The sequence below is a fragment of the Catenovulum sp. 2E275 genome, assembly GCF_025515275.1.
GTDB lineage: Bacteria > Pseudomonadota > Gammaproteobacteria > Enterobacterales > Alteromonadaceae > Catenovulum.
On record NZ_JAOPFU010000047.1, the window covers coordinates 1 to 15,447 of the forward strand.

Sequence of the window (15,447 nt, forward strand, 5' to 3'; positions counted from 1 at the left end):
AAAATGCCTGATACTGCGTCAAATTGTTTTGATGTAGAATGACTATACCTACAACAATTTGTCTTGCCTCATGCATTTTTTTCTCCGGCTGAAATCAAGCATCTTGAGGTAGCACGGGTATAACTGAGCAAACAGCATTGGCTGGTCTATTTTTGCCGATTTAACCACAACCAAAGTTTATTGGTTTAACGCGTTATATTGCTTGTCTTCTTTGGTTACTTACTGTACTATTCGCCGCCTTAAATCAGTCAACATTCACCGTTCCTTGCCTCCATAGGCAGTCTGACTGAGCTGTTCTCGGGGCTAACTAACCGTAAGGAGCAACAATGCGTCATTACGAAATCGTATTTATGGTTCACCCAGACCAAAGTGAACAAGTTGCTGGCATGATTGAGCGCTATACAGGCATCATCACTAATGCTGGTGGCCAGATTCACAGATTGGAAGACTGGGGTCGTCGTCAATTAGCTTATCCAATCGAAAAATTGCATAAAGCTCATTATGTTTTAATTAACGCTGAAGCGACTACTGCTGCAATGGAAGAGCTAGAAACAGCTTTCCGTTTCAATGATGCAGTATTACGTAACATCGTTATGCGTACTAAAGCTGCTGTAACTGAAGCTTCACCTATGGCGAAGAAAGAAGAAAGCGGTCGCGGTCGTCAAGAGCGTAGTGAAAAAGCTGAAGAAAGCAAGGCTGAAGCTGCTGAATAAGCGTGTTTGAGAATTGTTTAGTTATAGCCGGTCAAATTGCCAGCCCTCCGGTAAGAAAAACAAGCCCGGCAGGTATTCCACATTGCTATTTGGTTTTAGAGCATAGCTCTGAGCAAATAGAAGCAGGATTAACCCGCAGAGTTTGGTGCCGAATCAGAGTGATTGCAAGCGGACAAACTATAACAGCGCAAACCCACAATTTAGAGTTAGGTATGTCAATTAAAGTGAGTGGTTTTATCCAGCGGCAAGAAATGGCCAATGGCGTTGCCCAACTTGTTGTTCATGCCAGACAAATTGAAAGAATAGATTAGGAGAAAGCCAATGGCTCGTTATTTCAGACGTCGTAAATTCTGCCGTTTCACGGCTGAAGGCGTTAGCGAAATCGATTATAAAGATATCGCTACTTTAAAAAACTATGTGACTGAAAGTGGCAAAATTGTCCCTAGCCGCATTACTGGTACCAGTGCTAAGTATCAACGTCAATTAGCTCGCGCTATCAAGCGTGCTCGCTACTTGTCTTTGTTACCATACACTGATTTACACGCTTAATCGCTGAGTTTAAATAGTTTTAAAGGTAGCAAGATGGATATCATTCTTCTCGATAAAATTGCAAACTTAGGTACGCTTGGCGACCAAGTTTCAGTTAAAGCTGGTTACGCTCGTAACTTCCTTTTCCCACAAGGAAAAGCAGTTCCTGCAACCAAAGCAAACATTGAACACTTCGAGCAGCAACGTGCTGAGCTTGAAGCAAAATTAGGCGAAGTATTAGCTCAGGCTGAAGCTCGCGCTGAAAAAATCGCTGAATTATCAAAAGTGACTATCGCTTCTAAAGCGGGTGACGAAGGTAAATTATTCGGTTCTATCGGTACTCGCGACATCGCTGATGCAATCACTGCAGCTGGCGTTAAAGTTGCTAAATCAGAAGTTCGTTTACCTACTGGTACTATCCGTACTACTGGTGAATTCGACATCGATTTACAATTACACGCAGACGTATTTACTACTATCAAGCTGGAAGTTATTGCTGAAGCTTAACAGCTAGATAATCTGTACCCAAGATTCAAGACCCGAAAACACCGTTTTGCTGAACGGTGTTTTCACCCCTTCCAAAAAACCGTCATTTTTATTTCATTTAAAAATGTTATAGCATCACATTTACCCCTGTGTTATATTATAACTTAACATCATTTTTGGGGTATAAATATGCAATCTGATTTAAACCGAAACAACAGACTAGATAAACTAGGTATTACTGTTGCGTCTTTATGCGCGATTCATTGCATTTTATTACCAATTCTTTTACCTGTATTGCCTTTAATTGGTTTGTCTTTTGTTGGCGATCATACTTTTGAAAATGTTGTTTTAATTGTCTCTATGGTAGCTGGTTTTATTGCTTTATTTACAGGCTTTAAGCGTTACCACAGAAAAATGTACCCTATCTACTGCCTTGCTTTAGGCGGCCTTATTTATTCTTTAAAAGAGTCTTTTGGTGAAGATCTTCACCCTTATTTAATTGCGTTGGGCGCAGGTTTAATTATTTTTGCTCATGTAATGAATGTTAAATTGTGTCGAAGCTGTAAAACCTGCTAATTCTTTACTGATAATTTAAAATTATTGCTCGAATTATCCTCAGAACTTATCTACACTAGCCCTAGGCAGGAGTCTGAACTAAGGGTAGTTTTATATTGTGTCGGTAAAAAAACAAACTGTATTTACAAGGATAAAACAACAATATAAGTTAGCTATTGGTCTTGTTATTATATCTGTTAGTTTAACTTCAATTGCAACTTTATATGTGCTTTATCAGCAAAAAGAATTTGCTCAACTTTTAAATTTAACTGGTCGTCAACGTATGCTATCGCAAAAAATTAACTTGCAGGCATATCAGCTAGCTAATTTAAATTCAGATCAACTTACAACTCAATCCCCTGATATTATTAAAACTTTAGATGAGTTCAAAGTCGGTTTTCAGTTGTTAACTCAAAATAGTGCAATTAATACTTTATCTGAAGAGCGCCAACTGCAAGTAAATGACTTGTATTTTTCTAATGCATATTCAATTGCCCAGGTCATCGATATTTACTCGCTTGAAGTGAAAAACTTTGTGACCACTGGTGGTAACCCTGATAATCAAAAGTATCAGGTGTTATTTAACCATCAGGAGTTAGATAACCTACTAAACTCGCTTGAAAAAATTGTTAGCATTTATCAACAACAAGCTGAACAGTCAGTAAAAAATGTTGAAACAAGTATTTTAATTTTATGGTTATTAACCTTGCTCATTATTGGCTTAGAAATTGTTTATATTTTCAGGCCCACTCAAAAACAAATTGTACGTTTATTTAGCCAACAAGAAATAGCTGCCAAGCAATTGGCTGTAGCAAAAGAGCAAGCTGAACATGCCGATAGCATTAAATCTCAATTACTAGCGAATATTAGTCATGAGGTTAGAACGCCTTTGAATGGGGTATTAGGTATGTTGAATATAATGAAAACTCAGCGAAGATTTGAGCCAGATTATATTCAAAAAGCAGAGCATTCCGCTTTGGATTTATTAGCTATTTTGGATTTTATTTTAGAGTTTGCAGATTTAGAACAAAGTCGTACCAAAATTCAAATTAAACCTTTTTCTTTTACCCAGCTATTATCCAACAGGCTAGATATTTGGTCAGATAGATCTGAAAATAAAGGTATTGAATTTGATATTGTCATTGGTTCAAATGTACCGACTCGATTTGAAAGTGACGAAAAAGCGATTGAATCCATTTTAAATAACCTGTGTTCAAATGCGATTAAATTTACTGAGTTCGGTAGTATTAAATTGGATATCCAGTTACTTGAGCCGGTTAGTAGTAAAACTTATTTACAATTCAAAGTTCATGATTCAGGTATAGGGATGCCAAAAGATACACTTGACAGTATTTTTGAGGCATTTAATCAACAAAGTAAAGGGCTTAACCGGAAATATGCTGGTTGTGGTATTGGTTTATCGATAGTTAAGAAGTTGCTTCATTTACTAAATGGGCAAATTCTCATTGAATCGAGCATTGGTAAGGGAACTTGTGTTACTGTTACCATTCCAATCCGCTTATCCGCACCTTATGTGGCAGAACAAATTCAATCGGAACATAAAACTTTGCAGGGTTTAACTTTGCTGTCTAAAAATCCGGTTCTTTTGCACCATTATAACAAAATAGCTAGCCACCTTGATATTAATATTCAATGCCCTAACGATTTCTCAGCTCTAGAGCAGCAATCTTTTTTTGGTACAGTATTATTTGATTTAGCATTATTACGTGATTTTCCTCAGCTTAACCCTAAACAAAGTTGGATTTTACTTAACACCAAAAAACATCAGCAAGATAAATCAGAAAATACTTTACCAGCCTTTTTAAGCGTTCAGCAATTATGGCATTTAATGCTAGGGCAAGTAGCTTTGGAAGATAAACAAAGTTGGCCAGACAAGCGAGCATTAGTAGTTGAAGATAATGAGATTAACCAAGAAGTTATTCGTAATTTATTGGAATATGCAGATCTAGAAGTTGAATTAGCAAAAGACGGCTTACAGGCGTTAGAACTCATTAAACAGCAATATTTTGATATTATTTTAATGGATTTACAAATGCCAAATTTAGATGGTTTGGCAGCGACTAAACAAATTCGTAAAATGGAGCTGGATTTTCAGCCACCGATTGTTGCATTAACCGCTCATGCACTGCGAACAGACGAGCAGGCTTGCTACGAAGCCGGCATGGATGACTTTTTAACTAAACCCGTTAATGCTGACAATTTGTTCAATGTATTAAGACGTTTTCTAACCAGCTAAGCTAATTTTTTCAAAAACCAAAAAATTTTACTATTTTTATAAATAATTCAATTCAGTTTGTTTGCTCATGTGACAACTTTGTGAAAGAATCAGGATATACGCAAGATTTTTAATGTGAGTTGAATCGTGATAGATGCCGATGGTTATCGTGCCAATATCGGCATAGTAATTTGCAATCGATATGGTCAAGTTTTTTGGGCAAGGCGGTACGGACAACACTCTTGGCAATTTCCCCAAGGTGGTATGGATGAAGGGGAAAGCGCGGAACAAACCATGTACCGCGAGCTGTATGAAGAAGTTGGTTTGCGCGAAAAAGATGTAGAAGTGTTATATTACACTCGCAACTGGCATAAATATCGGTTACCAAAAAGATTAATCCGTAAAGACTCTAACCCTGTGTGTATCGGACAAAAACAAAAATGGTTTTTGCTCAGGTTACGCTGTGCTGAGAGTAAAGTGAATTTATTAAGTTCAAGTCATCCTGAATTTGATGAATGGCGGTGGGTGAGTTATTGGTATCCGGTGCGTCAGGTGGTATCTTTTAAACGAGATGTATATCGCAAAGTAATGAAAGAATTTGCATCAATTGCTATGCCGCATAAACGTTATAATAAAGACAATAAAAAACGGAGACATTACCGAAGATGTTGACGATACTCAAACGCATTGTTGATGAATTTAACCGCCAGCCTATGCTGGAAAAAGCACTTGATAAAGTGGCCAGAATGGTTAAAGAGGCAATGCAAACTGAGTGTTGTTCTATTTATTTATCGGACGATGAAAACCGCCATCATTTACTGATGGCAAGTGATGGTTTGGCGATTAATGCAATTGGTTCGGTTGCAATTGGTTACGACGAAGGTTTAGTTGGACTAGTTGGTGAAAAAGAAGAACCGGTCAATATTGCTAATGCCAGATTCCATCCCAGATTTTTAGTTACCCCTCAAGTTCATGAAGAAGCTTATAACGGCTTTTTAGGTGCCCCTATTATTCACCAAAGAAAAGTATTAGGGGTGATTAGCGTTCAGCAATCTAAACCTGGCTTATTTGATGAAAGCGAAGTTGCGTTTTTAGTGACGCTTGCTGCTCAGTTAGGCGCTGTCATTGCTCAGGCTGAAGCCAGAGAAGCCATCGACAGAGCCGAAAATCCAGCACTTAAAACCCGTTCACGCGCGTTAAAAGGGGTTGGTGGCTCAAACGGTATTGCGATTGGCTCTGCATTTATTATTCAGCCGCATATTAGCTTTTCCTCTATAGTACCAAAGCGTACACACAATATTGCCCGCGAAATTATTCGGTTTAAACAAGCGGTTAAAAAAACGCAGCAAGAACTGAAAGTTTTATCCGGTAAAATGACTCAGATTTTACCTAGCGATACCTCTGCAATTTTTGATGTGTATAACCACATGCTCAATGATGATTCATTAGGCGAAAAAGTGCAGGCTCAAATTCATAATGGTTGGAATGCGGCAACCGCGTTAAAGATTGTAATTGAGTCTATTTGCAGTGAATTTGAGCAAATGGAAGACAGTTATATTCGTGAGCGCATTACGGATATTCGTGATATAGGGCAAAGAGTTTTAGGCAATATAGTTGCCAAAGAATTAGCCAGACGTGCGCTGCCGGATAAATTAATTTTAGTCGCAGAAGAAGTCACAGCTTCTATGTTAGCTGAATTTCCGCGCGAAAAGTTGGTAGGTGTTTGCTCGATAAAAGGCTCAAATAACTCACATGCTGCCATTTTAGCCAGAGCATTGGGGATTCCTGCTGTGATGGGGGTGGAGCAACTTCCGCTCAATAATTTAGATGGCAGAAAAACCATTATTGATGGTTATAGCGGCCATGTTTATTTTAATCCTGATGCGATTATTACCCGTGAATATCAGGACTTAAAAGCGCAAGAGCAAGAGTTAGATTCACTGGTTAAAAGCATAGCTCATGAGCCAGCCTGCACCGCAGATGATGTGCCGTTATCATTAAGTATTAATACCGGTTTAGCGGCCGATTTTGAAGTTGTGCGTGGTATTAATGCCGATGGCATTGGGTTATATCGGACTGAAATTCCGTTTATGGTTCGTAACTGTTTTCCGTCTGAACAGGAGCAGTTTTTATTATACGAGCGTGCTTTGAATGCTTATCCCAATAAACCAATCAACATGCGAACACTGGATGTTGGTGGCGACAAGCCTTTACCTTATTTTCCGATTGCTGAAGATAACCCGTTTTTAGGCTGGCGTGGGATTAGGATGACATTAGATCATCCAGAAATTTTATTGGTACAGGTTCGGGCAATGCTCAGAGCCAATGTTGGCAGAGGCAATCTGCAAATATTATTACCTATGATCACCTCTGTAGCTGAGGTTGAAGAATGCTTGCGTTTAATTGAGCAGGCCCATAAAGAGTTATGTGAAGAATTAGGTAAACAAATTGAACGGCCAAAAATAGGTGTGATGCTGGAAGTGCCAGCGGCTATTTATCAAATTGGCTTATTATCTAAAATGGTCGATTTTTTCTCAGTCGGCAGTAATGATTTAACTCAGTATTTATTAGCGGTTGATCGTAATAATTCAAGAGTTGCTAGCCTTTATGACTATTATCACCCAGGGGTGTTAGAGGCGCTGCATCATATTATTCAGCGTTGTCATAAATATTCAATGCCAGTTAGTATTTGTGGTGAAATGGCCGGTGAACCAATTGGTTTGTTATTGTTATTGGCAATGGGTTACCGACATTTTAGTATGAGTGCACAAAACCTTTTAAAAGCTAAATGGATTTTAAAACATTTAAGCATAACTCAGGCTGAATCTTTACTGGCTCAGGTAAGTGATATGTCGTCACCTCAACAAGTGCGCACTTCAGCTATAAAAATGTTAGACGAGTTGGGCTTAGGTGGTTTTATCCGTGCCGGAAAATAATCTAATAACTGTCATCTTAAAGCGTTAAATTCATGCCTGATATCGATATTCAATCAATCATTCAATCTATGGATTTTGTATTAATTGGCTTGTTTCTCGCAACCGGGATGATCGCCGGTGTATTAGCTGGCTTTTTAGGTATTGGCGGTGGCTTAGTTGTTGTTCCACTATTAACTATTGCTTTGCCGATTGCCGGATTTGCGCCAGAAAAAGTGATGGTCGTGGCTATTGGCACGTCACTTGCCACCATAGTATTTACTGCAATTTCATCTACCAATAGTCATCGCAAACGGCATAATGTGGTATGGCCCGCTGTCTTTAGCTTATTTCCCGGATTAATGTTTGGTGCTATGTTAGGTGCAACGCTTGGCTCGCAAATGAGCAATGAATTTTTAGCTATCTTTTTTGGCTGCTTTTGTGCTTTATTTGGGGTGTATACTGTGTGGGGCAAGCGTTATCTGCGTCCGGTTGCCGATTATGCCCAAAGCCGAGGTTGGTTATCGTTAATTGGATTATTTACCGGTTTAGTTTCTAGTTTAGTTGGCATCGGCGGCGGCACTATGCTTGGACCTGCACTCATTTGGCTGGGGTTAGAAGCAAGACGCGCGGTCGGAACTTCTGCTACCTGTGGGCTTCTAATTGCCGTATTTGGCAGTTTAAGTTATTTAATTTCCGGTGCTAACGAAACCGAATTGCCTAAATATACCGTGGGTTATATTTATTTACCTGCGCTATTTGGCATTATTGCAACCTCAGTGCTGTTTGCACCTTTAGGGGCTAAAATGGCGAGCTATTTTTCAGAAAAAATTATCCGTAGCTGTTTAGGAATTGCCTTACTAGCATCGGCAGTAAAAATGTTTATCTCGTTATAATTATAATTTGGAGAAAGTTGTGAGTGAGTTTTGGGTATTTCCTGCTATTAACCCTGTTATTGTAAGCATTGGCCCAATTGCCTTGCGCTGGTACGGTTTAATGTACTTAGTCGGTTTTGCTGCTGCTATGTATTTAGCAAATCGCAGAACAAGTGAAAAAGGTTGTTTGTGGAATAAAGAGCAAGTTAGCGATTTACTATTTTATGGATTTTTAGGTGTTGTTTTGGGTGGCCGAATTGGTTATGTGCTGTTTTATCAGTTCCCAGAGTTTATTGATAATCCGCTGTATTTATTCCGTATTTGGGAAGGCGGCATGTCTTTTCATGGTGGATTTTTAGGGGTTGTTGCTGCTATGTTCTGGTTTGCTCATAAAACCGGAACTCGCTTTTTGCAGGTGGCTGATTTTATTGCGCCATTAATTCCAATTGGTTTAGGTGCTGGGCGCATTGGTAACTTTATTAATGCTGAATTATGGGGACGACAAACAGATGTTCCTTGGGCGATTATTTTTCCGAATGCCGGTGGTGTACCGCGTCACCCGTCGCAGTTATATGAATTTATATTAGAAGGTGTTGTCCTGTTTATTCTGTTAAATTGGTTTAGACGAGCTGATCGCCCAGTGGGTGCTGTTGCCGGGCTTTTCTCTTTAGGTTACGGTAGTTTCCGGTTTATTGTTGAATATTTCCGTGAACCGGATGCACATTTACATGACTTTATGGGCGGATTTATTACAATGGGACAACTCTTGTCTCTGCCAATGATTTTAGTTGGATTAGGCATTTTATTTTATGGTTATAAATTAAGCGCAGATAAAAAACAGGTTAAAAACGCATGAAAGAATATTTAACGCTAATGCAGCATGTGCTGGATAACGGCACAACTAAAACAGACAGAACCGGCACAGGGACAATTAGTGTATTTGGTTATCAAATGCGTTTTAATTTAGCGGATGGTTTTCCGCTCGTAACCACTAAAAAATGTCACTTACGCTCCATTATTCATGAGTTATTATGGTTTATCGCCGGTGATACTAATATTAAATATTTAAATGATAACGGCGTTAAAATTTGGGATGAATGGGCAACTGATGAAGGTGAATTAGGCCCAGTTTATGGTGCGCAGTGGCGTAACTGGCCTGCACCAAATGGTGAGACTATTGATCAGCTTGCTGAGTTAATTGAGCAAATTAAAAATAATCCTGATTCACGCCGTTTATTAATTAGTGCATGGAACCCAGCGGTATTACCGGATACTCAATTTTCACCAAAACAAAATGCTGAACAAGGCAAGCAAGCTTTACCGCCTTGCCATACTTTATTCCAGTTTTATGTTGCTGATGGCAAATTAAGCTGCCAACTTTACCAGCGCAGTGCAGACATCTTCCTTGGTGTGCCATTTAATATTGCCAGCTATGCCTTATTTACCATGATGATCGCTCAGGTTTGTGACTTAGAGTTAGGTGATTTTGTACATACACTAGGTGATGCGCATTTATATTTAAATCATCTTGATCAGGCTAAATTACAATTAAGCCGTGAGCCAAGAGCTTTACCTACAATGAAAATTAATCCGGCAGTAAAATCTATTTTTGATTTCAAATTCGAAGACTTTGAACTAGAAGGTTACGATCCGCATCCGGCCATTAAAGCCCCTATTTCGGTTTAAGTGGAGCGAATTGTTGTTACAAACGGATGGTTATTATAAAGCCAATTTAAAAGTATTTTTAAATTGGCTTATTTGTATTTTGCCTGTTTGTTTAGGCATAGCTGTGGTTATTTTTGTATCTACAGCCCAAGCAACCGGGCTTGAAAAAACAAGCTCAATTGAACGTTTAGCGCCGCCACTTGCCAAACAAAACGATTTAATGACACAAAGCGAGCAGGCAGAAGTTTTATATTCGCAGCATAAAATTGCTATTAACTCAAATGGCGAGCTAGAGTTAACTCATTATTATTCTATCCGGGTGCTAACCGAGCAAGCCGCATCTGACTATCAACTGATTAATTTACCTTTTAATTCTGATTTAGAATCAATTAGCTTAGATTTCGCTCATATTTATCAGCCAGAAAATACCCAGCAAAATAATACGCAAACAACGCAATCGTCATTATTGGATATTAGCGATCAAGTGTTAGTGGCTCAAAAAACAATAAGCGATGAGGTGAGATTTGCTGCTTTTAACCGACCGGAAGCGAACCAAACAGTCAGCTTATTTGCCAGAGCGCTTAAAGCCCAGCAAATTCTTGAATTTCAATACAAAGTGACTTTAAAACAGCAAGTTGCTTCAACTTCTGCGGCTTTGGTTATTTCACCTTATTGGATTCAAAGTGTTTGGCAGCAAGAGCAAAGTTTTAACCGAATTGATCCGGTACAAAATTATCAATTAACTTTAGAGTTAAATACCAATACTCCTTTTTCGGCAATACCGGTTGCCGGACATAGTTTAGCTACTGAGCGTGAAGCCGGCATTCAGCCAAATAACATGACAACTTGGCAAATGAATAATTTACCTGAGTTGAAGTCTGGCGGTTTTGCGTTTAAAACAAATGAATATTTAACCCAGTTGGTTTTGTTGATTAATGATGCGGCTGCAAAAAATGTGAATCCAAAACCATTAAACTCAGCTCAGTCAGAAACAGAACAAGCTGCATTAAATTCAATTATTGCTTTATTTGAGCAGGTTAACCCTAAATCAGAATTCAAAGATAAAACCGCACTTGTAAAAGCGATTTTTGAGTTTATTCAAAACGAATTTGTATATCAGCCAGAGCCTTTATCCAGCTCAAATTATGAAGCTAAATTAATCGCCAATTTATTTGAGCAGCGCTTTGGTAATGATAAAGATTTAGCGCATTTGGCGGTTAATTTATTAAATTATTATGGAGTCGAAGCTCAGTTAGCTTGGTTGGATTTAGATAATTTAGCGTTAGCTGATTTAAATTCTAGCCGGCTCAATAATAACGCTTTGTATAGCTGGTTTGATCAGGCCATTGTTTATTTGCCTAAACAAAGTGGGTTAGCTATTAATTGGCTAAATCCAAGCTCAAACCAGATTTTTCCCGGCGTTCCAGCTAACTGGGTTGGGCAAAATGTTTGGGTATTTTCAACTAACCAATACACAGCGCGTACGATTAAATCCAATGAATTAATGGCTAACAGCGCAGTTATTAAATTAGATTATTTAACGGTTGAAAATAATGTTCGCGAAGTAAAACTGCTGCTTGAATTATCCGGTGCCGCAGAGCAATATTTTCGCCGTTTAGCTGAATTAGATAGCGATACCCAACAAGCACAAACTTTGATTGAGAAGCAACTGAATTATTTATTTAGTGAACAGGCAGAATTTGAATTAACTTATCAGTTGGATAATCTGGCATCAAAAACCGAGCCGTTAGTGATTAAAGCCAGTTATTTATTTAACGAGGCTGATTATAATTATTCAGTGGGCGCAAATGTCGCTCAAATGTTTAATTTGGCGGCTGCGTTTAATCATATTCCTGAACCTGAAAATGCCGCTTTAGGTTATCTTGAACGCTCTGGATTTACAGTAGATCTGTTTGCTTATTTTCATGGATATCCGGCTCGGGTTGCCAGTTTATACCAAAGCTCGGTTGGGCAGCACACACCTTATTATCATTTAATTCAACAAGGACAAGCTAAAGGGCAAGACTTTGAGCTGCACTTTAGTTTTGAGCAAGATGCACTGGATTTGTCGGCACAAGCTTATTTGGATTATTTAGCTGCTATTCAACAGTTAACTAATTTAGATTCTTGGCTGGTTTCGTTTAGAGCAAATCCAAAAGCTTATGCCGAGCAAAAGTTAGCGCAGGCTTTAAATTTATTTAGTCAACATAGTGCGGAGTGGTTTTTGGCTAAAGCTGAATTTGAATTTGCGCAAGGCAATTTTGAATCCAGCCTAAGATTAGCTCAGCAGGTGGTTGATGCTGACCCTGAACATGCCAGAGGCTGGTATATTGTAGCGGTGAGTGCCGGATTAACCGGACAAACAGCATTGGCGGAATCTGCTTTTAATTATGCTTATCAGCTTGGTTATTCATTCGGAGAAGAAAAATAATGCGTTATTTAGCTCCGAAGATGATCGCTCTGTGGATCGTCTTAATTAGTTTATTAAGCGGCTGTGCAATGCAACCAAACCAGCAGCCGGTTTCGGCTAATATTGACTATTTTGCTCAGGGTCAACACACTTATCAGGACTGGTTAAAGCAAACCAATCAGTTGGTTTTATTGGCTCAGGCAAAGCGGGATTTAACGTTAGCTTTGCAACAAAATCCGAGTCATATTAAAGCTCAGTATTATCATTATCGCGCTGTGGCGAGTTTAGCGCTGGCAACTGAAAAAGTAGATGAAGCAGAGTTGTTGAGCTATTTTAATCAGTTAAATCCAAGCCTGTTAGCTGAAACAGTTTCACCAGCTTATGTAAGTTATGCTGTGTTATTTAATCAGGCTAAGCGCAATAATCAGTTGGCTCAAAAATTTACCTTATTGCAGCAAACGATTTTACGGGCAATTAAACAAAACCCGTATACCTCGCAAAACTGGTTAATATTGTCTGAATTGTTCCAAGCGATGGATAAACCAGAATTGGCGCTCGCTGCCGCTGAAAAAGCTAAACAAATTGCGCCGGATGAAGTCGCTAATATTAAAAACTTTGCAATGGCGCTTAATAATAAATCGGAAGTTGGGCAATGTGTTTATCAACAAACTGATTTATTGGATTTGTCATTACAATATTTTGAGCAGGCGCAAAAAATGCAGCCAAATCTTGAAAATATTAATGAATTTATGGCTTTTCAGGCGTTCCGCTTAGGGGATTTTAATAAGGCCAAGCACATTGCGGCTCAATCTTTTGCTCAGCAGCCTAGTTATTCCAATAGTTTAATTACTTTTGAAACCAGTTTATTGCTGGGGGATTATAACTTAGCTGATCAGGCTCTAATTAAAATGCAATCTGACTTTGCGCCAGAAAAAGCCCGTCAGTTATATGTTTTATTAGCCTTGGCGAAGCAGGACAATAAATTGGTGGGGCATTATTTAAGCCAGTTAATTGAAACGAGTGATCCGGCAAAACTGGATATTTATATCGCACTTTTAATTGATTATGTTCAGCAAAATCCTGCGGATAAATCCTATAGTCAAGCTCATATCAAACCGACTCAGTTATTAAACGAGTATTTTTATCAGGATGTTGATGATAAAACGTTTTTAACGCATTTTAATCATGCATGTGATAAAGCGAATGCTTATTACATGATGGCGTTTAAAGCATTAAATCAGCAAAAAATCATGCTTGCATATCAATACTTTAATCAGGTGATAGCACAAAAAGCTTACCGGCAGTCGAGTTATTTATGGGCGAGTGTGATGCTAAAAACTGAGCAGATGCAATCTTATACTCAGTTGTTGTCAAAAATGCGTATACAGGCAAAAAATGGTGATGCGCAGGCCCAGTTTAAATTGGGGTTGGAGTATTATTTAGCTGAGTTAGTGACTCAAGATCTACCACTTGCGCTTAAATGGTTAAATTTAGCCGCTAAACAAAACCATCAAAACGCACTGAATCTACTGGCTTATTTTTATTTAGTCGGTGAGGGAGTAGAACAAAATACAGAACAGGCAATTAAGTTGTATTTGCAATCGGCTGAACTTGGTAATGCGCAGGCTTATTATCAACTTGCTGAACTGTATTTAAAAGGTGAGCAAGTTGAGCAAAATATTGAATTAGCGATTGAGTATTTTGAGCGCTCTGCCAATTTAGGTTATGCCGATGCTTTAGTGCGTTTAGCTAATATTTATACTGCAGAACCTGAGCCTGATAAAGCGTTTGAGTTATTGCAACAAAGTGCTTTAGCAGGCAGTTATCAGGGACAAACTCAACTGGCACTTTTTTATCAGCAGCAAGAAGATGACGATAATCAATTAACTGCTCTGGCATGGTTAACGCTGGCTAAAAAGCAGCTTAAAGCTAATAGTGAGACAGCAGCAAAAATAACGGCGTTATTGGATCAGACTGTGTTTACAAAAGCTCAAATTAACGCCAGAGTGGCAAAACTTGAGCTGCAAATTGAGCAATATCAAACTAAGCTATCTCAAGAAACACCTTAACTTTACTCTTAATTCTTGAGATAGCTTAGCCGACTTACCTGCTTATCAATTAATTCGCGTTTATTATTTTATTTATGCACCTGATTTTTAATTGATAGGCAGGAAAGGTTACATTCCTGCATGCGATAATTTAGCGGAAAAATTAATTACTCTTCGTTTTAATTGGCTTTTTTTGAACCAACCAAGCTCTACATAAGTTTGTGGATCAATTAATAAATAATAGCTTTGTGAATAGTTGTCATTTAAAACAGAATCAATGATGGCGTAATGTGAATGATTGAGCGCATCCTTTGCTTGTACAAAATATCCCTTTTTAAATTCAAATGGCCAGTATAAATGTAACATACTCATTGTTTCCTCCTAAAAGCAGTGAAGTGATTTAATCATATCCGATATTTTTAATAATGCAAGTGATAATTATTATCATTTAATGTTTTTTTGATTTTTGCACTCTCGCATCTTATTGAGAAATCTTCTAAGCTATATCGCATCGTATAAACGAAAGGGAGGGAGCTTATGAGTTTTATGCTCGATGCTCGTTTACAGGCAGACTGTGTAGAAGTGGCTAATTTGGAGTTATCTAAATTATTGCTAATGGATAATCGCAATGTGCCTTGGTTGATTTTGGTTCCCAGAAAAGAAAAGGCAATTGAAATTACTGATTTATCTATTACTGAACAACACATGCTGCTTCAGGAAATAAATTTGGTAACGCAAATTCAGCAAAAATTGTTTAATCCAGATAAAATTAATACCGCTGCAATTGGTAATATTGTTGCTCAGTTGCATGTGCATGTGATTGGACGGTTTAAAACAGACCCTGTTTGGCCTGCGCCAGTGTGGGGGAATTTACAAGCTGAGCCTTATCACAAAGGGGAATTACAACAAAGAGTTCAATTGCTCAGACATGCAATGCATATATGAGGTTTATATAATAAAATAAGAGGCAAATCATAATCACAACTTATGTTGATTATTTGTATCTCTATGGGAATGAG

At 38.3% G+C, this 15,447-nt stretch carries 15 protein-coding genes; 14 read left to right on the plus strand and 1 reads right to left on the minus strand.

Going from position 1 to position 15,447, the window contains the following annotated elements; translation table 11 throughout:
* Positions 1-326: 326 nt before the first annotated feature.
* The 13 genes from rpsF to N7931_RS16450 all read left to right on the plus strand — a co-directional run bounded on the left by rpsF (position 327) and on the right by N7931_RS16450 (position 14,449).
* On the plus strand, positions 327-713 hold the full coding sequence (gene rpsF / locus N7931_RS16390; protein WP_262795430.1) for a 30S ribosomal protein S6: 387 nt from the start codon (positions 327-329) through the stop codon (positions 711-713).
* Positions 714-715: 2 nt separating this feature from the next.
* Positions 716-1,024 carry a primosomal replication protein N gene (priB, locus tag N7931_RS16395; protein ID WP_262795431.1) on the plus strand — a complete coding sequence of 103 codons (309 nt, stop codon included), beginning with the start codon at positions 716-718 and terminating at the stop codon, positions 1,022-1,024.
* Positions 1,025-1,034: 10 nt separating this feature from the next.
* A complete protein-coding gene (gene rpsR, locus N7931_RS16400) occupies positions 1,035-1,262 on the plus strand; it encodes a 30S ribosomal protein S18 (RefSeq protein ID WP_017443714.1) in 228 nt (75 codons plus the stop codon).
* A 33-nt stretch (positions 1,263-1,295) separates the two neighbouring features.
* Positions 1,296-1,748 carry a 50S ribosomal protein L9 gene (gene rplI, locus N7931_RS16405; protein ID WP_262795432.1) on the plus strand — a complete coding sequence of 151 codons (453 nt, stop codon included), beginning with the start codon at positions 1,296-1,298 and terminating at the stop codon, positions 1,746-1,748.
* Positions 1,749-1,916: 168 nt separating this feature from the next.
* Entirely contained in the window at positions 1,917-2,303 is a 387-nt protein-coding gene (locus tag N7931_RS16410) for a MerC domain-containing protein (RefSeq protein WP_262795433.1), read from the plus strand.
* A 97-nt stretch (positions 2,304-2,400) separates the two neighbouring features.
* The gene (locus tag N7931_RS16415) at positions 2,401-4,539 is read left to right on the plus strand and encodes a response regulator (RefSeq protein ID WP_262795434.1); all 2,139 of its coding nucleotides are present in this window, start codon (positions 2,401-2,403) and stop codon (positions 4,537-4,539) included.
* Positions 4,540-4,665: 126 nt separating this feature from the next.
* On the plus strand, positions 4,666-5,190 hold the full coding sequence (gene rppH, locus N7931_RS16420; protein ID WP_262795435.1) for an RNA pyrophosphohydrolase: 525 nt from the start codon (positions 4,666-4,668) through the stop codon (positions 5,188-5,190).
* Positions 5,184-7,454: a phosphoenolpyruvate--protein phosphotransferase gene (gene ptsP, locus N7931_RS16425; RefSeq protein ID WP_262795436.1), complete on the plus strand. Its 2,271-nt coding sequence runs from the start codon at positions 5,184-5,186 to the stop codon at positions 7,452-7,454. Before rppH ends, ptsP begins: the two co-directional genes overlap by 7 nt.
* A gap of 32 nt (positions 7,455-7,486) precedes the next feature.
* The gene (locus N7931_RS16430; protein ID WP_262795437.1) at positions 7,487-8,326 is read left to right on the plus strand and encodes a sulfite exporter TauE/SafE family protein; all 840 of its coding nucleotides are present in this window, start codon (positions 7,487-7,489) and stop codon (positions 8,324-8,326) included.
* Between the two features lie 19 nt (positions 8,327-8,345).
* Entirely contained in the window at positions 8,346-9,161 is an 816-nt protein-coding gene (gene lgt / locus N7931_RS16435) for a prolipoprotein diacylglyceryl transferase (protein WP_410369359.1), read from the plus strand.
* Complete coding sequence (locus N7931_RS16440) at positions 9,158-9,991, plus strand: thymidylate synthase (RefSeq protein ID WP_262795439.1); 834 nt, start codon at positions 9,158-9,160, stop codon at positions 9,989-9,991. Before lgt ends, N7931_RS16440 begins: the two co-directional genes overlap by 4 nt.
* A 10-nt stretch (positions 9,992-10,001) precedes the next feature.
* A complete protein-coding gene (locus tag N7931_RS16445; RefSeq protein ID WP_262795440.1) occupies positions 10,002-12,401 on the plus strand; it encodes a DUF3857 domain-containing protein in 2,400 nt (799 codons plus the stop codon).
* Positions 12,401-14,449, plus strand: coding sequence for a tetratricopeptide repeat protein (locus N7931_RS16450; RefSeq protein WP_262795441.1), 2,049 nt, complete (start codon positions 12,401-12,403; stop codon positions 14,447-14,449). Before N7931_RS16445 ends, N7931_RS16450 begins: the two co-directional genes overlap by 1 nt.
* Positions 14,450-14,557: 108 nt before the next feature.
* Here N7931_RS16450 and N7931_RS16455 read toward each other — a convergent pair whose 3' ends face one another.
* Positions 14,558-14,800: a hypothetical protein gene (locus N7931_RS16455; RefSeq protein ID WP_262795442.1), complete on the minus strand. Its 243-nt coding sequence runs from the start codon at positions 14,798-14,800 to the stop codon at positions 14,558-14,560.
* 165 nt (positions 14,801-14,965) lie between these two features.
* Here N7931_RS16455 and N7931_RS16460 point away from each other — a divergent pair, with 165 nt between their 5' ends.
* On the plus strand, positions 14,966-15,373 hold the full coding sequence (locus tag N7931_RS16460) for an HIT family protein (RefSeq protein ID WP_262795443.1): 408 nt from the start codon (positions 14,966-14,968) through the stop codon (positions 15,371-15,373).
* Positions 15,374-15,447 lie beyond the last annotated feature (74 nt).

Bases quoted from the DNA above. Each gene is read 5' to 3' on its own strand.
- rpsF (WP_262795430.1), top strand. From the start codon at position 327: ATGCGTCATTACGAAATCGTATTTATGGTTCACCCAGACCAAAGTGAA.
- rpsR (WP_017443714.1), top strand. From the start codon at position 1,035: ATGGCTCGTTATTTCAGACGTCGTAAATTCTGCCGTTTCACGGCTGAA.
- rplI (WP_262795432.1), top strand. From the start codon at position 1,296: ATGGATATCATTCTTCTCGATAAAATTGCAAACTTAGGTACGCTTGGC.
- N7931_RS16410 (WP_262795433.1), top strand. From the start codon at position 1,917: ATGCAATCTGATTTAAACCGAAACAACAGACTAGATAAACTAGGTATT.
- ptsP (WP_262795436.1), top strand. From the start codon at position 5,184: ATGTTGACGATACTCAAACGCATTGTTGATGAATTTAACCGCCAGCCT.
- N7931_RS16430 (WP_262795437.1), top strand. From the start codon at position 7,487: ATGCCTGATATCGATATTCAATCAATCATTCAATCTATGGATTTTGTA.
- N7931_RS16440 (WP_262795439.1), top strand. From the start codon at position 9,158: ATGAAAGAATATTTAACGCTAATGCAGCATGTGCTGGATAACGGCACA.
- N7931_RS16450 (WP_262795441.1), top strand. From the start codon at position 12,401: ATGCGTTATTTAGCTCCGAAGATGATCGCTCTGTGGATCGTCTTAATT.
- N7931_RS16455 (WP_262795442.1), bottom strand. From the start codon at position 14,800: ATGAGTATGTTACATTTATACTGGCCATTTGAATTTAAAAAGGGATAT.
- N7931_RS16460 (WP_262795443.1), top strand. From the start codon at position 14,966: ATGAGTTTTATGCTCGATGCTCGTTTACAGGCAGACTGTGTAGAAGTG.